Genomic DNA, 18,416 nt, shown 5'->3' with positions numbered 1-18,416 from the left:
CCTCCTGCACGACGACGCCCGGCCGGGCGAGGCTCGCTCCTCACCGGCCGGGCGTCGTCGTGCCGGGTGAGCTTCCGGCCCGGGCGACCCGCTGAGCGGGACGCGGGTCGGAGCCGCCGTCAGGTGCGGACCAGGACGGTGCCCGCCGCGCGGTCGTGGAGACCGCGCCCGTCGGCGTCCCACACGACCGCGGGGATGACGAGGCACAGGAGCACGGTGCGCAGCGCCCCGCGGCCGATGCCGACCATGCGGGCGGGCTCGGCGAGACGGCGGACCCGCATGCCCATCACGCGGTGCCCGACCGTGAACCCCAGCGTGCTCACGAGCAGGACGTTCTCGATCGCGAAGACGAGCGGCTGCGACCACACCGGCAGCGCGGAGATGCCCTCGAAGAAGCCCGGCACGGCAGGCCGGAAGAAGAGGAACGCGACGAGCGTCGCGAGCACCCAGTCGATGACGAGCGCGACGACACGCCGTCCCAGGGTCGCGAGCGAACCCGGTCCGTCCGGCGGGAGACCGAGCCGCGCACCGCGACCGCCCTGCTGACCGCCCGGGGTGCCCTCGAGCCACGAACCCATGTCCTCGCGTGAAACCACGGGACCAGGGTACGTGCCGGTCGGTGGACGACCTCGACGGTTCGGGCACCCACGGCGGTATCGTGCCGAACGGCACACCGCCCGCCGGCGGCTGCCGCGTGCCCTCGTGTAGCACGAACGTCACACGGGGACGCGGGACGTAACACGACGGAAACAATGGGTACACGGCGGGGAAACCGCCTCGGCCTAGGTTCGTGGGCGCCACGTCAGCGGCAGGTTCGCCGCGCAGCCCGACGGCACCACCCGATCAAGGAGCAACGGATGTTCAACAACGCGGAGGAGGCAATCGCCTTCACGCGGAACGAGGGCGTCGAGTTCGTCGACGTCCGGTTCTGCGACCTGCCCGGCATCATGCAGCACTTCAACATCCCCGTCTCGCAGTTCGACGAGAAGGCGTTCGAGGACGGCCTGATGTTCGACGGGTCGTCGATCCGCGGCTTCCAGGCGATCCACGAGTCGGACATGAAGCTCGTGCCGGACGTCAAGACCGCGTTCGTGGACCCGTTCCGCAAGCGCAAGACGCTCGTCGTGAACTTCTCCATCGTCGACCCGTTCACGGGCGAGCCGTACTCGCGCGACCCCCGCAACATCGCGGCCAAGGCCGAGGCGTACCTGCGCTCCACCGGCATCGCCGACACCGCGTTCTTCGCGCCCGAGGCCGAGTTCTACCTCTTCGACGAGGCGCGGTTCGCGACGAACCAGCACTCCAGCTTCTACTACCTCGACTCCATCGAGGCGGCGTGGAACACGGGCCGTGAGGAGGAGGGTGGCAACCTCGCGTACAAGACGCGCTACAAGGGCGGCTACTTCCCCGTCTCCCCGTCCGACCGCTTCGCGGACCTGCGCGACGACATGTGCGCCACGCTGGAGCAGGTCGGCCTCGAGGTCGAGCGCGCGCACCACGAGGTGGGCACCGCGGGCCAGCAGGAGATCAACTACCGCTTCAACACGCTGCTGCACGCGGCCGACGACCTGATGAAGTTCAAGTACGTCATCCGCAACGAGGCGTTCGAGGCCGGCAAGTCCGTCACGTTCATGCCGAAGCCGATCTTCGGCGACAACGGCTCGGGCATGCACTCCCACCAGTCCCTCTGGAAGGACGGCAAGCCGCTGTTCTTCGACGAGAAGGGCTACGGCGGTCTCTCCGACATCGCGCGCTGGTACATCGGCGGCCTGCTCAAGCACGCCCCGTCGCTGCTCGCGTTCACCAACCCGTCGGTGAACTCCTACCACCGCCTGGTCCCCGGTTACGAGGCCCCGGTCAACCTGGTCTACTCGGCCCGCAACCGCTCCGCGTGCATCCGCATCCCGGTGACCGGCTCCTCCGCCGCCGCCAAGCGCGTCGAGTTCCGCGTGCCGGACCCGTCGGCCAACCCGTACCTCGCGTTCGCCGCGCAGCTCCTCGCCGGCATCGACGGCATCAAGAACCGCATCGAGCCGCCGGAGCCGATCGACAAGGACCTCTACGAGCTGCCGCCCGAGGAGCACGCGCAGATCCAGCAGGTCCCCGCGTCCCTCGGCGAGGCGCTCGACGCGCTCGAGGCCGACCAGGAGTACCTCACGGAGGGTGGCGTCTTCACGCCGGACCTCATCCAGACGTGGATCGACTACAAGCGCGCCAACGAGATCGACCCGATCCGCCTGCGCCCGCACCCCCACGAGTTCGAGCTCTACTACGACATCTGACCGATTCTCTGCGTCTGACCTGCGTCGACGCGACCGGGACGATGCTCTGGTCCGCAGAGTCCGCACGAGCCGCCAGCACCCTACCGGCGGCGGCTCGTGCGGACTTTGTCGTCTCCTGCCACCGGTCGGCGCAGGGATGGTCGTGGACGAGGTCGGTGCCGCGAGGGTGAATTCTGGCGCTCGCCTTGCCAGAGAGCGCTTACCGCCGAGACTGGTACTCATGAGGCTGGACTGGGGACGGTCGGAGGACGGCAGCTATCAGGCGAGCGCGCGCGAGGGGCAGTACCGCATCGTGCCCCGCGGGGACGAGTGGTGCCTGGAGAAGCCGTACCCCACTCCGGGACGGATCGGCGGTTTCACGACGCCGGCCGAGGCGATGGCTTGGGGACAGGACCTGCACCACGCCGCGATGGGCCCTCGCGTGCGGACACCTCAGCCCTCATGGCCCACGGTCGAGGAGTTCGCCGAGATCGTCGACGTACACCCCACCGCCCTCAGAAGGTGGCTCGCCGCCCACGACGTCGGCGCGCCCAGCCGACGACGACGCCTCGACCCGACCACCCAGCAGCGCATCCGGGCGTTCTACGGGACGCACGCCCACCGGTAGGCCGTGCTCTCGCTCGCTGGTGGCGCGCCGCGGCACCCCGATCTCGGCACGGCCCCGCGTGCGCCGGCGCTCCTCCCCGCCGCCATGGGCTCGACCGCCGGGCGCGGGTGTCCCGGACGTCTTGCTTGTCGTGGTGCCCCGCGCGCGCTAGGTTTGTGAGCGGCGGTAACGATGCCGCCCACAGAGCAGGGGGATTCATGAGCACACGCTTCCGGCGCGCCCTCACGGCCGTCGCGTCCGCGCTGGTGTCGACCGTCGTGGTGGCGTCGCTCGCCGCTCCGGCGAGCGCGTCCGCGGCGCCCGCGACCGCCGACCCGTCCGCGAGCGCCGCCGCGTGCGCCGCGACGTGGTCGGCCACGACGGCGTACTCGGGCGGCCAGACGGCGTCGCACCACGGGCGCAACTGGACGGCTCGCTGGTGGACGCAGCGCGAGACGCCGGGGTCGACGAGCGTCTGGGTGGATGCGGGCCGGTGCGTCGGGGGTGGGGACGACTTCGTCGTGAGCCGCGCGGAGTTCGACGCGATCTTCCCGAACCGGCACCCGTTCTACACGTACGACGGGTTCGTCGACGCGCTGGGCGCCTACCCCGCGTTCGCGAGCACGGGCACGCCCGAGACGCGGACGCGCGAGGTCGCCGCGTTCCTCACGCACGCGGACTTCGAGTCGGTCGGGCTGCGGTACGTGAAGGAGATCAACGAGGCCAACTACTGGATCAAGTGCGACGACGAGCAGCCGTTCGGCTGCCCCGCCGGCCAGACGGCGTACTACGGCCGCGGGCCGATCATGTTCAGCTGGAACTTCAACTACAAGGCCGCGGGCGACGCGCTCGGGATCGACCTGCTGAACGACCCGTGGCTCGTCGAGGAGGACCCGTCCGTCGCCTGGCAGACGGCGCTCTGGTACTGGAACACGCAGAACGGCCCCGGGGTGATGACGTCGCACCAGGCGATGGTCTCGGGTGCCGGGTTCGGCCAGACGATCAACTCGCTCAACGGTGCGCTCGAGTGCGACGGCGGCAACCCGGCGTCCGTGCAGTCCCGGGTGGACCGGTACGTGCGCATCACCGAGGTCCTGGGCGTGGCCCCGGGCTCGGGCCTGTACTGCTGACGGGGCTGTCCCGCGGGCAGCGAGGCGGGTGCGGTGCGCGCAGGGGGCGCACCGCACCCGCCTGTCAGCCTGCGGCAGGGACTGCGGCGGTCTCCGCGGCGGTCGCGGGCACGTGGACCGTCGGCAGCCCGGATCCCGGGCGGAACCCGGCGTACTGCTCGGTCGCGGCCCGCGCGCACGCGTCCTGGTAGGCGGGTCCCCCGCCCAGGTACACCGCCATCTCCGCGCGCTTGCCGGGGACGTTGCCGCCGACGAACCAGGCGCCGGCCTTCTTGCCCTCCTCGTACATGACCGTGGCCCGGGCCGCGCGCTCGGTCTCCTCGTACCACCACTCCTCGGCCTCGCGCGTCGCCTCGAGCTGCGCGACGCCGTTCTCCCGCGCGTAGGCCAGCGCGCGCTGGAGCCACTGCGCGCCGCGCTGGACCGGCACGGTGAGGTTGGACAGCGGCGTCTGCGGCCCGAGCGACAGGAAGAGGTTGGGGAACCCGTGGACGGAGATCCCCAGGTACGTCCGCAGGCCGTCGCGCTCCCACCGCTCGCGCAGCGTGACGCCCTCGCGACCGACGACGTCGAACGCGGTGAGCGCCCCGGTCATGGCGTCGAAGCCCGTCGCGAGCACGAGCACGTCGAGGTCGTGCTCGGCCTCCTCCGTCCCGTCCTCGGAGGCGACGACGACGCCGCGCGGCGTGACTCGCGCGATCGGGTTCGCGAGGACGTCGACGAGCTCGACGTTCTCCCGGTTGTACGCGGCGTAGTAGCCGTGCCCGGTGGGCGGGCGCTTGCCCATGAACGTGTAGGTGGAGGGGCTGAGCGCCTCGGCGGTCCGGGGGTCGGTGACGATCTCGCGGATCTTGCCGCGGAGGAAGTCGGACGCGAGCGCGCTCGCCTCAGGGCTGGAGACCAGGTCCGTGAAGCACTCGTTGGCGAACCGGAAGCCCCCGGCCTCCCACCGTGACTCGAACACCCGGCGGCGCTCGTCGTCGTCCACCTCGAGCGCCGACCGCGTCGGGATCTCCATCGGCACGCCGAACGGGTGCTGGGCCGCGCGCTCGAAGACGGCGTCGTAGTCCGCCCGCAGCGCGGCGAGCTCGTCGGCGGTCACCGCGGGGCTCGTCGTCTCCAGGACGTAGTTCGGGGTGCGCTGGAAGACCGTGACGTGGGCCGCCTGCGCGGCGAGCTCCGGGAGCATCTGGATCCCGGACGCGCCGACGCCGATCAGCCCGACGCGCTTGCCGGACAGGTCCATCCCCTCGTGCGGCCACCTCGCCGAGTGGTACGCAGGCCCGCCGAAGGTGTCCAGCCCGGGGAGGTCGGGGTACACGGGGCGGGAGAGCAGCCCGGTCGCCGACACGAGATAGGTGGCCCGCAGCGTCGACCCGTCGGCGAGGGTGAGCGTCCACAGGTTCGTGGCGTCCGAGTGCTCCGCCCGCTCGACGGCCGTGCTCAGCCGGATGTCGCGCCGCAGGTCGAGCCGGTCGGCGACGAACTCCAGGTAGGCGCGGATCTCCTCGCCGCGCGGGTAGCGCTCGCTCCAGTCCCACTCGTCGCGCACCTCGCGGGAGAACGAGAAGGCGTACGCGAGGTACTCCGAGTCGGTGCGCACGCCCGGGTAGCGGTTGGCCCACCACGTCCCGCCGACTCCCGCGGCGGCGTCGACCACGAGGACGGAGAGCCCGACCTCCCGGAGATGGTGGAGCATCGCCAGCCCCGAGAAACCCGCCCCGATCACGACCGCGTCGTACGTCCCGCCGCCGCTCGCCACATCGTCCATGCACCGCTCCCCTGTCTCAGGTCCGTCCGGACGCCGCAGGGGCGGACGGCCCCGCGCGACGCGGTATACCGTCCCACGCGCGGCGGCTTCCTGCCACGGCACGCCGGCGGTGCCGTGAAGCGCGTCAGAACGGCCAGACGAGCGGCACGTAGAGGACCGCGGCGGCGAGGAACACGACCGCGAGGGGCAGGCCCAGGCGCCAGTAGTCGCCGAACCGGTAGCCGCCCGGCTGCAGGACCATGAGGTTGACCGGCGTGGCGATCGGGGTCAGGAACGCGGCGGCGCCCGCGACCGTGAGCGCCATCATGAACGGCTGCACGCTCACCCCGAGCGTCTGCGCGAACGACACCGCGACCGGCGCCATCACGAGGACCGTCGCGACGTTCGAGATGAACTGGCCGAGCACGAGGGTGAGCACGCACACGACGAGCAGCGCGAGGTGCGGGGAGCCGCCGCCGGTGAGCCGGAGCACGACGTCCGCGATCGCGTCGGCCGCGCCCGAGGAGACGAACGCCGCGGACAGCGGGATGAGGGCCGCGATGAGCACGACGGTGTCCCACGAGATCGCGCGGAACGACTGCGGCACGGTGACGACCCGCAGGAGCACGAGGGCGCCCGCCGCGAGCAGGCCCACGATGACCGGCGGCACGACCCCGGTCGCGAGCAGCACGATCGTCGCGACCAGCACCCCGAGGCAGCGCCGCCAGCCGCGTCCGAGCGGGACGCCGCGCTGCAGGCTGCGCGGGGAGTCGACGGCGATGACGTCGGGCGACTGGGTGTACCGGTGGAGCGCGTCCCACGGCCCGCGCACGAGCACGGCGTCGCCGGGCTGGAGGATCATCGGACCCGAGGGGGCCTCGGACTCGGGGCCCGTGGTGCTGCCGTCACCGCGGCGGATGGCGAGCACGACGAGGCCCTCGTCCCGCGTCGTCATGCCGGGGCTCACCCGGCGCCCCACGAGCGTGGAGCGGGGCGCGATGAGCACCTCGACGACCCCTGTGCCGCCCGTGAACAGGCGACCCGTGTCCAGGTCCGCGGGGTAGCTCTCGCGCCACGAGCGCACCCGCTCGCGCGGGTCGGTGGCCGTGTCCGCGAGGTGCTCGGGGACACGCTCCGGCAGCAGCCGGTCGCCGAGCGTCACGACGAGCACGGCCGTGGCGAGGACGAGCGGGATCCCCACCAGCGCGAACTCGAAGTAGCCGAACTCCTGACCGCCCGCCTCGGCCGCCGCCTCGGACACGATGATGTTCACGGGCGTGCCGGTCAGCGTCAGGAGCGATCCGGCGCCCGCGGCGAACGCGAGCGGGACGAGCATGCGCGAGGGGACGATGCCGGCCCGCGCGGCGGCCACGACCGCGACCGGGAGCAGCGCCGCGACGGCGCCGTTGATGCTGATGACGGCCGCGAGCAGGGCGGCGACCCCGACCATCAGCGCGAGCAGCCCGGCGCGGCCGAGGGACGCACGCCGCTCGAGCCACTGCCCGATCCACGCGGTGATCCCCGTGGAGTCCAGCGCGTCGCTGAGCACGAACAGGGTCGCGATGAACAGGACGATCGGGTCGCTGAAGCCACCCAGCGCGGCGTCCAGCGGCAGCACCCCCGTCGCCCAGAGCGCGACGGGCACGAAGAGCGCGACGACCACGAGCGGGAGCCGGTTCGTCATGAAGCCGACGACCGCCAACGCGAGGATCACGAACGTCGCGACCAGCGGATCGATCATGGGCACCCCCTGGGACGGAAGGATGCCACACGACCCCGTCCGGGAGGTCACCGGAATAGCGGGCGCGCCGGTGCGTTGTCGATGACCATGACGACTCTCGGGATCATCGGCGCAGGCAACATCGGCTCTCAGGTCGCCCGGGCGGCGATCGCCCACGGCTACGACGTGGTCATCGCGAACTCGCGGGACCCCCGGACCCTCGACGACCTCGTCGCCGAGCTCGGCCCGCGGGCGCGGTCGGCGACGGCGGAGGACGCCGCGCGGGCCGCGGACGTCGCCGTCGTGGCGGTGCCCTTCGGGGCGTACCGCAAGGTCCCGGTCGAGCCGCTCGACGGGAAGATCGTGCTCGACGCGAACAACTACTACTGGGAGCGCGACGGGCACGTCGAGGCGCTCGACCGCGGCGAGGCCACGTCGTCGGGCCTGCTCCAGGAGCACCTGGCAGGGTCGAAGGTGGCCAAGGCGTTCAACCACATCCGGTCGACGGACATCACGACCGACGGGACCCCCGCGGGCACGCCGGGACGCCGCGCCCTGGCGACCGCGAGCGACTTCCCGGAGGCGGCGGACTGGGTCGCGAGCTTCTACGACGAGCTCGGCTTCGACACGGTCGACACGAGCCCGCTCGCGGAGTCGTGGCGGGTGGAGCGGGACCGGCCGGCCTACGTCGCGCGCCAGGACGCCGACGAGCTGCGCGAGAACCTCGCCCGCGCTCCCCGCACGATCTGATCGCGCGCGACGGGCAGCCCGGGCCGAGCTCGTCCGTCGCGCGGCGTCGGGCTCAGTCCTCGCCGTAGAAGACGCGCTCCATGACGGTCCGGGCGCGCCGCGCGGTGCGCAGGAAGTGCTCCTCGAGCTCCGCGCCCGTGTCGACGTCCGGCAGGTCGAGCACGCGCGCGAGCCCGGTGAGCGCGAACCGGTCGTGCGGCAGCACGTCCACGGTCGTGCCGGTCGTCCGGCCCGACCACAGCACGAGCGCGCTGCGCAGCCGGGACGCGAGGTGCCAGGCCTCGCCGAGGACCGCGGCGTCGTCCGCCTCGACGAGCCCGGCCGTCACGGCGGCCTCGAGCGCGTCGACGGTCGACGTGGTGCGCAGCCCGGCCACGTCGTGGGCGTGCTGGAGCTGGAGGAGCTGGACGGTCCACTCGACGTCCGACACTCCCCCGCGGCCGAGCTTGAGGTGGCGCGAGGCCTCGACGCCTCGCGGGAGCCGCTCGGACTCGACGCGCGCCTTGATGCGCCGCACCTCGCGCACCTCCGCGACGTCGAGCCCGCCCTGCGGGTAGCGGCGGCCGTCGACGACGTGGGTGAGCTCCGCGCCGAGCCCGTCGAGGTCGCCCGCGACCGGGCGCGCACGCAGCAGCGCCTGCGCCTCCCAGACGCTCGACCACCGCTCGTAGTACTCGGCGTACGACGCGAGCGAACGCACGAGGGGGCCGTTGCGCCCCTCGGGCCGCAGGTCGGCGTCGACCGGGAGCGCGGGCTCCGGGCCGACGGCGGACAGGAGCTGGCGCAGCCGCGTCGCGACGGCGAGCGCGTACGCCTGGGCGTCGCTGCTCTGGACGCCGGGCCGCGGGTCGTGCACGAACATCACGTCGGCGTCCGAGCCGTAGCCCATCTCGCGCCCGCCGAGGCGTCCCATCGCGACGACGAGCAGGCGAGCCGGGGCGGACCCGGGGTCCTGGGCGTCGTACCCGAGCTCGCCGCGCGCGACGAACTCGGCGATCCGGAGCGCGCCCGCGAGCACGACGTCCGCGGCGTCGGAGATGCTCCGGGCCGCGTCGACCGCGTCGACGACTCCCAGCAGCTCGGCGGCGCCGGTCCGCGCGAGCTCACGCCGGCGCACCGCGCGCAGGCTCACCGTCGCGGGCTCGACCTCGTCGGCGCGCGTGAGGATCGCGTCGGTCTCGGCCGTGAGCCGCTGGATGCCGCGCGGCGCGAGGTCGGCGTCGTCCGCGAGCCACCGGACGGACTCGGGCGACCGGGCGAGCGCGTCGGCCATGTAGCGCGAGTTCGAGAGCAGGTGCGCGAGCCGCTGCGCCGCGGAGCCGGAGTCGCGCAGCAGCTTGAGGTACCAGTGGGTCGCGCCGAGCTTCTCGGAGAGCGTGCGGAACGCGAGCAGGCCCGCGTCGGGGTCCGCGCCCTCGGCGAACCAGCCGAGCATGACGGGCAGGAGCTGGCGCTGGATCGCCGCACGTCGGCTCACGCCCTCGGTGAGCGCCGTGACGTGGCGCATCGCGCCCGCGGGGTCGCGGTAGCCGATCGCCGCGAAGCGCGCCTTCGCCGCCTCCGGGGCGAGGCTCACCTCGTCCGGGGAGAGCTGCGCGACGGCGGGCAGGAGCGGGCGGTAGAAGATCTCCTCGTGCAGGCCCCGCACCTCGCGGCGCGTCGCGCGCCAGCGCTCGGTGAGGCCCTCGGCGCCCTCGGCGCGCATCCCGAGCGACCGCGCGAGACGGCGCAGCTCGTCCTCGGCGGTCGGCACGAGGTGGGTGCGCCGGAGCCGGTAGAGCTGGATGCGGTGCTCGAGCGAGCGCAGGAACCGGTAGCAGACTCCGAGCCGGGCCGCGTGCTCGCGGCCGACGTACCCGGCGGCGGCGAGCTCGGCGAGCGCCGTGAGCGTGCCCCGGCTGCGGATCGACTCGTCCGACCGCCCGTGCACGAGCTGCAGGAGCTGGACGGTGAACTCGACGTCGCGCAGCCCGCCCTTGCCGAGCTTGAGCTGACGGTCGGCCTCGGCCGCGGGCACGTGGTCCTCGACGCGCCGGCGCATCGCCTGCGAGTCCTCGACGAAGTTCTCCCGACCCGCCGCCGACCACACGAACGGCGCGATCGCCTCCTCGTACGCGCGCCCCAGGTCCCGGTCCCCTGCGACCGTGCGCGCCTTGAGCAGCGCCTGGAACTCCCAGGTCTTGGCCCACCGCTCGTAGTACGCGACGTGGCTCGCGAGCGTGCGCACGAGCGGGCCCTGCTTGCCCTCGGGACGCAGCGCGGCATCGACCTGCCACAGGGCGGGCTCCCCCGAGGTGCCCCAGCACACGCGCGCGAGACTCGTCGCGAGCCGGGCCCCCACCGTCGTCGCGTACGCCTCGTCGTGCCCCTCGGCGGGCTCGACGACGTAGACGACGTCCACGTCGGAGATGTAGTTGAGCTCGCGCGCCCCGCACTTGCCCATGCCGATGACCGCGAGCCGCACGCCCGCACCGTGGTCGTCGAGCTCCGCGCGGGCGATCGCGAGCGCGCCCTCGAGCGCCGCCGCGGCCAGGTCCGCGAGCGCCGCCCCGACGGCAGGCATGCGCGTGAGCGGGTCGGGCACGGTGAGGTCGGTGGCGGCGATGCGCAGGATCCGCTCGCGATAGGCGCGGCGCAGCGCGTCCACCCGCTCCGGTCCGGGCTGGTCGGCGACGGGCACCGCCGCGTCCGGGTCGGCGCCCGCCGCGCGCAGGAGCTCGGCCCGCACGTCTCGCGCGTCCACCCCGGTCCCGGGGGTCGGGTCCGCGAGGATCTCGAGCAGCGCGGGACGACGCACGACGTCGTCACCGAGCGCGACCGAGGCGCCGAGCACCGCGAGCAGGCGGTCACGTGCCTCGCCGGGCCGCAGGGTGCGCCGGGCGAGGTCCGCGAGCGGCGAGCGCTCCTCGACGTCGGGCCGCAGCGCGCCGGCCAGCCGCACGACCTGCAGGAGCGCGAGGTCCGGGTCGGCTGCCCCGCCGAAGGCGGCGAGCAGCTCGTCGTCCACCGCGGACGCCGGCTCCTCCGTCTCCCCGTCCGCTCCCGGCGGTCGTCCGCCGTCGAGCAGGAGCGCGAGGTCAGGGTCCGCGAGCAGGCCCGCCGAGCGCGAGATGTCGGCGAAGCCGATGCGCGCGAGGCGCCCCGTGAGCGTCGGCCGGCGGGAACCGCCGGACCGGCCCGACGTCGTCGCGCTCACAGGACCTGGAGGAACCGCTTCAGCTCGAACGGCGTGACCTGCGCGCGGTAGCCGTCCCACTCCTGCCGCTTGTTGCGCAGCACGAAGTCGAAGACGTGCTCGCCCAGCGTCTCCGCCACGAGCTCCGACCTCTCCATGACCGCGATGGCCTCGTCGAGGGACTGCGGGAGCGGCTTGATGCCCAGGGCACGACGCTCGGCGTCGGTGAGCTCCCACACGTCGTCCTCGGTCTCCTCGGGCAGCTCGTAGCCCTCCTCGATGCCCTTGAGACCGGCGGCGAGCATGACGGCGAACGCGAGGTACGGGTTGGTGGCCGAGTCGAGCGCACGGTACTCGACGCGGCTCGAGTTGCCCTTGCCGGGCTTGTACATCGGCACGCGCACGAGCGCGGAGCGGTTGTTGTGGCCCCAGCACACGTAGCTCGGCGCCTCGGCTCCGCCCCACAGGCGCTTGTACGAGTTCACGTACTGGTTGGTGATCGCGGTGATCTCCGCCGCGTGGACCAGGAGCCCCGCGATGAACTGGCGCGCCGTCTTGGACAGCTCGAACTGGGCGCCGGGCTCGTGGAACGCGTTGCGGTCGCCCTCGAAGAGCGACAGGTGCGTGTGCATGCCGGAGCCGGGGTGCTCGGCCATCGGCTTGGGCATGAACGACGCGAACACGCCCTGCTCGAGCGCGACCTCCTTGACGACCGTCCGGAACGTCATGAGGTTGTCTGCCGTGGTGAGGGCGTCGGCGTAGCGCAGGTCGATCTCGTTCTGGCCGGGCCCCGCCTCGTGGTGGGAGAACTCGACCGAGATGCCCATGGACTCGAGCATCGTGATCGCGGCGCGGCGGAAGTCGTGCGTCGATCCCCGCGCGAGGTGGTCGAAGTACCCGCCCTGGTCGACGGGCACGAGGCCGTGCTCGGCGTCGGCGGGCTGGTTGAACAGGTAGAACTCGACCTCGGGGTGCGTGTAGAACGTGAACCCCTTGTCGCTCGCCTTGGCGAGGGCGCGCTTGAGCACGTTCCGGCTGTCCGCGAGGGACGGCTCGCCGTCCGGCGTGAGGATGTCGCAGAACATGCGCGCGGTGCCGTGCCGCTCGCCGCGCCACGGGAGCACCTGGAACGTCGTCGGGTCCGGCTTGGCGATCATGTCGGCCTCGTACACGCGCGTCAGGCCCTCGATCGAGCTGCCGTCGAACCCGATGCCCTCGGCGAACGCCGACTCGAGCTCCGCCGGCGCGATCGCCACCGACTTGAGCATGCCCAGCACGTCGGTGAACCAGAGCCGGATGAAGCGGATGTCGCGCTCCTCGACCGTGCGGAGCACGAACTCCTGCTGCCTGTCCATGCGGTACATCCTGCCTGATCCGTGTGACGAACGGGTGACACGCACGTGTGGCGGACGTCGCGCCGTCGCACGACCCCGCGGACGGGCCGCGCGCCCGGGCTCGTCTAGGCTGGCGGCATGGCTGATCTGCGCGTCGCGCTGGCACAGGTCGACACGTGCGTGGGGGACCTCGACGGCAACGCCGCCCTCGTCCTCGCGCGCACCCGGGAGGCCGCGACGGCGGGCGCGCGGCTCGTCGCGTTCCCGGAGATGACCCTCACCGGCTACCCGATCGAGGATCTCGCCCTGCGCGCGTCGTTCCGCCGGGCGGCGTGGGACGCCGCCGCGGACATCGCGGCCCGGCTCGACGCGGACGGGCTCGGCGGGATCACCGTGGTGCTCGGCACCGTGGGGACCTCCGGGGCGCCGCGCGGTGCGGGCGCGGCGGAGCGCGAGGCCTCGGGCTCGCCCGCGGACCTCCCGACGAACCGCGCGGTCGTGCTGCGCGACGGCGTCGTGCAGGCCGCGTACGACAAGCACCACCTGCCCAACTACGGCGTCTTCGACGAGTTCCGGATCTTCGCGCCGGGCGAGACGACGACGGTCGTCGAGGTCGAGGGACGCCGCGTCGGCATCGCGATCTGCGAGGACATCTGGCAGGACGGCGGCCCGGTCGCCGAGATGGCGACGCTCGACGAGGCGGGGAACGGGCTCGACCTGCTGCTCGTGCTCAACGGCTCGCCGTACGAGGAGGGCAAGGGGCACGTCCGCACCGACCTGGCGGCGCGGCGCGCGCGCGAGGTGAGCGCCCCGGTCGCGTACGTCAACCTCGTGGGCGGCCAGGACGACCTCGTGTTCGACGGCGGCTCGTTCGTCACCGACGCCGCGGGAACGGTCGTCGCGACCTCGCCGCAGTTCGTCGAGGACCTGCTCGTGTGGGACCTGCCGGCCGACGGCGCCCCCCGCGGGCCGCGCGCCCCCGAGCTGCACCCCGACGAAGAGGTCTACCGGGCGTGCGTCACCGGGCTGGCGGGCTACGTCCGCAAGAACGGCTTCCGCTCGGTCGTCCTCGGCGTCTCGGGCGGGATCGACTCCGCCCTCACCGCGGCGATCGCCGCCGACGCGATCGGCGGCCAGAACGTCGTCGGCGTCTCCATGCCGTCGCGGTACTCGTCCGACCACAGCAAGGACGACGCCGCGGACCTCGCCAAGCGCCTCGGCGCCGACTACCGCGTCCAGCCCATCGCGCCGATGGTCGAGGCGTTCCAGGGCGAGCTCGCGCTCGACGGTGTCGCCGAGGAGAACCTCCAGGCGCGCGTGCGCGGGGTGATCCTCATGGCGATCTCCAACCGCGAGGGCCACCTCGTCATCGCACCGGGCAACAAGTCCGAGCTCGCGACGGGCTACGCGACGATCTACGACGCGGGCAGCATCGGCGGCTACGCGCCCCTCAAGGACGTCGACAAGTCGCGCGTCTGGCAGCTCGCGCGCTGGCGCAACAACGAGGCGGTCGACCGGGGCGAGATCCCGCCGATCCCCGAGTCGTCCATCACCAAGCCCCCGTCGGCGGAGCTCCGCCCCGGCCAGACCGACCAGGACTCGCTCCCGCCGTACGACCTGCTCGACGAGGTGCTCGACGCCTACATCGAGCACGCCGAGGGCCGCGCCGAGCTGCTCGCGCGCGGGTTCGACCCCGAGGTCGTCGACAAGGTCGTCACGCTCGTCGACCGCGCCGAGTGGAAGCGGCGCCAGTACCCGCCGGGCCCCAAGGTCACCGCCCTCGCGTTCGGCCGCGACCGTCGCCTGCCCATCACCAACCGCTGGCGCGAGCCGCTCGACTGACGGCGCCGGTCACCCCGCGCGCCGCCCGACCCGTACCCCGCACCCAGGAAAGGCCGTCATGTCTGCTCACACCGCCCCCGAGCCCGCCGCGACCGGCGGCACGGGACCGCGCCGCGTCCGCGTGCACCACCTCGCCGAGGCGAAGGCGCGCGGCGAGAAGATCACGATGCTCACCGCGTACGACGCCGTGACCGCGCGGATCTTCGACGACGCGGGGATCGACATGCTGCTGGTCGGCGACTCGATCGGCAACACGATGCACGGGCACGCGACGACGCTGCCCGTCACGGTCGACGACCTGATCCCGCCGGCCCGCGCCGTCGCGCGCGCCGCACGCCGCGCGTTCACGGTCGTCGACCTGCCGTTCGGGTCGTACGAGGCGAGCGCCGAGCAGGCGCTCGCGACGGGCGTGCGGTTCCTCAAGGAGACCGGCGTGAACGCGGTCAAGCTCGAGGGCGGGCGTCGCAGCGCCGCGCAGATCCGCGCCCTGACCGACGCCGGCATCCCCGTCGTGGGGCACCTCGGCTTCACGCCGCAGTCCGAGAACGCGCTCGGCGGGCCGCGGGTCCAGGGCCGGGGCGACGACGCCGCGGAGCGGCTCAGCGAGGACGCCCTCGCGGTGGCCGATGCGGGCGCCGTCGCCGTCGTGCTCGAGATGGTGCCGGTCGAGGTCGCCGCGCGGATCACCGAGATCCTGCGCATCCCGACGATCGGCATCGGCGCGGGCGCGGCGTGCGACGGCCAGGTGCTCGTCTGGACCGACATGGCGGGCATGACGGACTGGTCGCCACGCTTCGCCAAGCGGTACGCCGAGATCGGCGCCGCGCTCGGCCAGGCCGCGGCCGACTACGCGGCCGACGTGCGCGGCGGCACGTTCCCCGACGACGCGCACAGCTTCGCGCGCTGACCCACCGTGCTCCGGGCGGGGCGACGGCGGCGGGAACGACGGCGCTCAGCCGGCGTCCGCGCCGCCGTCGGCCGCCCACGCCACGAGCCCCGCGGCGAGAGCGTCGGCGTAGCGCTGGCGACCCTCCTCCGACTCCATGACCGCGGCCTCGTCGGGGTTGCGCATCTCCCCCAGCTCGAGCATGACCGCGGGGCGCTCGGCGTGGTTGAGCGTCGCGAGGTCGGCGCGCCGCTGGACGGGACCGTCGTCGGCCGCGACGGACGTCGACGGCGCGAAGCCGGCCTCGCCGAGCGCGGTGACGAGCTCGTGCGCGAGCGCGACGCTCGGCGCCCCCTGGGCCTCGTCGACCGGCGGGTCGGACACGATCGCGAAGAACCCGTGCGCGCTGCGGTCCTCCGTGCCGTTGGCGTGGACCGAGACGAGCACGTCGGCGTCGTTCTCCTGCGGGAAGCGGCCCCGCGCGTCGACGCAGGGGCCCACGCCCGCGTCGTCGGGCCGGGTGAGGACGACGACCGCGCCGAGCCCGGTGAGCCGCTCGGCGAGGCGGCTGCTCACGTCCCACGTGAACGCGTGCTCCGGGTAGCCCGCGTCCGTGGACGCGCCCACGGTGTTGCAGGCCTTGGTGCCGCCCCGCCCGTCGGGCACGGGTGCGTTGACGGTGAGCGGGTTCGCCCCGTTGCCGCCGTTGTGCCCGGGGTCGACGGCGACCGTGAGCCCCGCGAGCGGGGGCGGCGGCTCGGTCGTCGCGGCCGTCGGGTCCGGGGAGGCGGTCGTCGGTCCGGGTGCCGGGGCCGAGGCGACCGCGTCGCCGGACGGGCGGACCGTCGTCGGACCTCCCCCGGAGCCAGCCCGGACCTGCAGCGCGACGAGGAACGTCAGCGCGCCGACCGCGAGCCCCGCGAGGAGCAGCCCGAGGCGCCCCGACCAGGCGCGCCGCGGGCCGGGTGGTGGCGCGTGGGTCACTCGCCGCGCTCGCGGCGCTCTTCCTCGTCCCAGGCGTCGGACCGCTCGCGGGCGGTCTCCAGCGCTCTCTCCGCGGCCTCGCGCGTCGGGTACGGACCCATGCGGTGCGACCACGAGCCGCTCGGGCCGCGGTGCACCTCGCCCGTGCGGGTGTCGAAGTAGTACTCGTCCTCGGTCGCGGGCTCGCCGTCGTCGGTGAAGCGTGATCCGGTGCTCATGCTCCGATCCTCCCCCATCCCGGGCCGCCTGTCCGTCCGCGCCCCGCGCGCCTTCGTAGACTAGCCGCCATGAGCCCCACCCCGTCCCCCACCTCGTCCGACGCCGTCGCACCTCCCGGCCCGGCGCGGCGCGGCCCGCTCGTCCCGGGCGTCGTCGGACCGCTGCGCGCGGTGCCCGCGTCGATCGAGCGTCCCGAGTACGTCGGGCGGCCCGGCCCGCGGCCGTTCACCGGCAGCGAGGTCAACGACACCGAGACGATCGAGCGGATCCGCGCCGCGTCCCGGATCGCGGCGCAGGCGCTCGTCGAGGTCGGGCGCCACGTCGCCCCGGGCGTCACGACCGACGAGCTCGACCGCGTCGGGCACGAGTTCCTCCTCGACCACGGCGCCTACCCCTCGACCCTCGGGTATCGAGGGTTCCCCAAGTCGCTGTGCACGTCGCTCAACGAGGTCGTGTGCCACGGCATCCCCGACTCGACGGCGCTCGTCGAGGGCGACATCGTCAACGTCGACATCACCGCGTACGTCGGCGGCGTGCACGGCGACACCAACGCGACCTTCACCGTGGGCACGGTCGACGAGGAGTCCGCGCTGCTCGTCGAGCGCACGCGCGAGGCGCTCGCACGCGGCATCAAGGCCGTCGCTCCGGGACGCCAGATCAACGTGGTGGGGCGCGTCATCGAGCGCTACGCGGCCCGGTTCGGCTACGGGGTCGTGCGCGAGTACACCGGGCACGGCGTGGGGCGCGCCTTCCACTCGGGCCTCGTCGTGCCGCACTACGACGCCGCGCCCGACCACGCGACCGTCATCGAGCCCGGCATGGTCTTCACGATCGAGCCGATGCTCACGCTCGGCACGTCCGAGTGGCGGATGTGGGACGACGGGTGGACGGTAGTCACCGCGGACGCGTCGCGGACCGCGCAGTTCGAGCACACGCTGCTGGTGACCGACGACGGAGCGGAGATCCTCACACTGCCATGAACGCTCACCAGAACACCTACGGCGCCCCCCGTACCGCCTTCGGCATCGACATCGGCGGCAGCGGCATCAAGGGCGCGCCGGTCGACCTGACCACCGGCGAGTTCGCGCAGGAGCGCCACCGCATCCCGACGCCCCAGCCCTCGACCCCGCAAGCCGTGGCCGAGGTGATCGCGGAGCTCGTGGGCGAGTACGACCTCCCGCAGGACGTGCCGATCGGCGTCGCCTTCCCGGCGCCGCTGCAGCACGGGGTGGTGCGCTTCATCGCGAACCTCGACCAGTCGTGGACCGGTGTCGACCTGCCCGCGCTCGTCGCGCGCGAGACCGGGCGCCACGTCGTCGCGGTCAACGACGCGGACGCCGCCGGAGTCGGCGAGGTGCGGTACGGCGCGGCGCGCGACGCGGACGGGGTCGTGCTCGTCGCGACGCTCGGCACCGGGATCGGCAGCGCGATCCTCGTCGAGGGCCACCTGCTCCCGAACACCGAGCTCGGGCATCTGGAGATCGACGGGTACGACGCCGAGACGCGCGCCTCGGACGCGGCGCGCGACCGCGAGGACCTGGACTGGGCGCAGTGGGCCGAGCGGCTGCAGCGCTACTTCGGCGTCGTGGAGGACCTGTTCTCGCCCGACCTCATCGTCGTGGGCGGCGGCGTGAGCAAGAAGCACGAGCATTTCCTCCCGCTGCTGCACCTGCGGGCGCCCATCGTCCCGGCGCAGCTCCGCAACGCGGCCGGCATCGTCGGCGCGGCGTCGCTCGCGGCGGACGCACGCTGACCGGC

At 73.5% G+C, this 18,416-nt stretch carries 15 protein-coding genes; 8 read left to right on the top strand and 7 right to left on the bottom strand.

Annotated features, from left to right (window positions below; translation table 11 throughout):
* Window positions 1-119: 119 nt before the first annotated feature.
* Entirely contained in the window at window positions 120-596 is a 477-nt protein-coding gene (locus tag ACTJIY_RS17610; RefSeq protein ID WP_253050147.1) for an RDD family protein, read from the bottom strand.
* 261 nt (window positions 597-857) lie between these two features.
* Between ACTJIY_RS17610 and glnA (ACTJIY_RS17605) the strand changes: the two genes are divergently transcribed.
* From glnA (ACTJIY_RS17605) to ACTJIY_RS17595, 3 genes are all read left to right on the top strand, one after another.
* Entirely contained in the window at window positions 858-2,282 is a 1,425-nt protein-coding gene (gene glnA / locus ACTJIY_RS17605; RefSeq protein ID WP_353709046.1) for a type I glutamate--ammonia ligase, read from the top strand.
* 220 nt (window positions 2,283-2,502) lie between these two features.
* Window positions 2,503-2,889 (top strand): hypothetical protein, encoded by a 387-nt coding sequence (locus ACTJIY_RS17600; RefSeq protein ID WP_253050151.1) that lies wholly within the window; start codon window positions 2,503-2,505, stop codon window positions 2,887-2,889.
* Between the two features lie 197 nt (window positions 2,890-3,086).
* Window positions 3,087-3,998 carry a glycoside hydrolase family 19 protein gene (locus ACTJIY_RS17595; protein ID WP_439157783.1) on the top strand — a complete coding sequence of 304 codons (912 nt, stop codon included), beginning with the start codon at window positions 3,087-3,089 and terminating at the stop codon, window positions 3,996-3,998.
* Window positions 3,999-4,062: 64 nt separating this feature from the next.
* Here ACTJIY_RS17595 and ACTJIY_RS17590 read toward each other — a convergent pair whose 3' ends face one another.
* Together ACTJIY_RS17590 and ACTJIY_RS17585 are read right to left on the bottom strand one after the other, a co-directional pair.
* Window positions 4,063-5,769, bottom strand: coding sequence for a flavin-containing monooxygenase (locus ACTJIY_RS17590; protein ID WP_440674983.1), 1,707 nt, complete (start codon window positions 5,767-5,769; stop codon window positions 4,063-4,065).
* Window positions 5,770-5,893: 124 nt separating this feature from the next.
* Window positions 5,894-7,489, bottom strand: a complete 1,596-nt coding sequence (locus tag ACTJIY_RS17585) for an SLC13 family permease (protein ID WP_253050157.1) — start codon at window positions 7,487-7,489, stop codon at window positions 5,894-5,896.
* Window positions 7,490-7,576: 87 nt separating this feature from the next.
* Between ACTJIY_RS17585 and ACTJIY_RS17580 the strand changes: the two genes are divergently transcribed.
* Window positions 7,577-8,218, top strand: a complete 642-nt coding sequence (locus ACTJIY_RS17580; RefSeq protein WP_353709043.1) for an NADPH-dependent F420 reductase — start codon at window positions 7,577-7,579, stop codon at window positions 8,216-8,218.
* 52 nt (window positions 8,219-8,270) lie between these two features.
* Here the strand turns inward: ACTJIY_RS17580 and ACTJIY_RS17575 are convergent, their stop codons facing one another.
* On the bottom strand, window positions 8,271-11,414 hold the full coding sequence (locus ACTJIY_RS17575; protein ID WP_440674984.1) for a bifunctional [glutamine synthetase] adenylyltransferase/[glutamine synthetase]-adenylyl-L-tyrosine phosphorylase: 3,144 nt from the start codon (window positions 11,412-11,414) through the stop codon (window positions 8,271-8,273).
* Window positions 11,411-12,748: a type I glutamate--ammonia ligase gene (gene glnA, locus ACTJIY_RS17570; RefSeq protein ID WP_253050163.1), complete on the bottom strand. Its 1,338-nt coding sequence runs from the start codon at window positions 12,746-12,748 to the stop codon at window positions 11,411-11,413. Before glnA (ACTJIY_RS17570) ends, ACTJIY_RS17575 begins: the two co-directional genes overlap by 4 nt.
* Before the next feature lie 117 nt (window positions 12,749-12,865).
* On the opposite strand from glnA (ACTJIY_RS17570), the gene ACTJIY_RS17565 reads away from it, so the two are divergent.
* Window positions 12,866-14,569 carry an NAD+ synthase gene (locus ACTJIY_RS17565; RefSeq protein ID WP_440674985.1) on the top strand — a complete coding sequence of 568 codons (1,704 nt, stop codon included), beginning with the start codon at window positions 12,866-12,868 and terminating at the stop codon, window positions 14,567-14,569.
* A gap of 58 nt (window positions 14,570-14,627) precedes the next feature.
* Entirely contained in the window at window positions 14,628-15,476 is an 849-nt protein-coding gene (gene panB / locus ACTJIY_RS17560; RefSeq protein ID WP_253050167.1) for a 3-methyl-2-oxobutanoate hydroxymethyltransferase, read from the top strand.
* A 45-nt stretch (window positions 15,477-15,521) separates the two neighbouring features.
* On the opposite strand, the gene ACTJIY_RS17555 is transcribed toward panB, so the two are convergent.
* Together ACTJIY_RS17555 and ACTJIY_RS17550 are read right to left on the bottom strand one after the other, a co-directional pair.
* Window positions 15,522-16,439 carry an N-acetylmuramoyl-L-alanine amidase gene (locus ACTJIY_RS17555; RefSeq protein WP_253050169.1) on the bottom strand — a complete coding sequence of 306 codons (918 nt, stop codon included), beginning with the start codon at window positions 16,437-16,439 and terminating at the stop codon, window positions 15,522-15,524.
* The gene (locus ACTJIY_RS17550) at window positions 16,436-16,657 is read right to left on the bottom strand and encodes an SPOR domain-containing protein (RefSeq protein WP_253050171.1); all 222 of its coding nucleotides are present in this window, start codon (window positions 16,655-16,657) and stop codon (window positions 16,436-16,438) included. Before ACTJIY_RS17550 ends, ACTJIY_RS17555 begins: the two co-directional genes overlap by 4 nt.
* A 69-nt stretch (window positions 16,658-16,726) precedes the next feature.
* Between ACTJIY_RS17550 and map the strand changes: the two genes are divergently transcribed.
* Window positions 16,727-17,638: a type I methionyl aminopeptidase gene (gene map, locus ACTJIY_RS17545; protein ID WP_353709041.1), complete on the top strand. Its 912-nt coding sequence runs from the start codon at window positions 16,727-16,729 to the stop codon at window positions 17,636-17,638.
* On the top strand, window positions 17,635-18,411 hold the full coding sequence (gene ppgK, locus ACTJIY_RS17540; protein ID WP_440674986.1) for a polyphosphate--glucose phosphotransferase: 777 nt from the start codon (window positions 17,635-17,637) through the stop codon (window positions 18,409-18,411). Before map ends, ppgK begins: the two co-directional genes overlap by 4 nt.
* The last annotated feature ends 5 nt before the right edge of the window (window positions 18,412-18,416 follow it).

The organism is Cellulosimicrobium sp. 22598 (genome assembly GCF_052044445.1).
Lineage (GTDB): Bacteria > Actinomycetota > Actinomycetes > Actinomycetales > Cellulomonadaceae > Cellulosimicrobium > Cellulosimicrobium cellulans_G.
The sequence above is the reverse complement of the archived record's forward strand: the minus strand, read 5'-3'. Positions and strand labels throughout refer to the sequence as shown.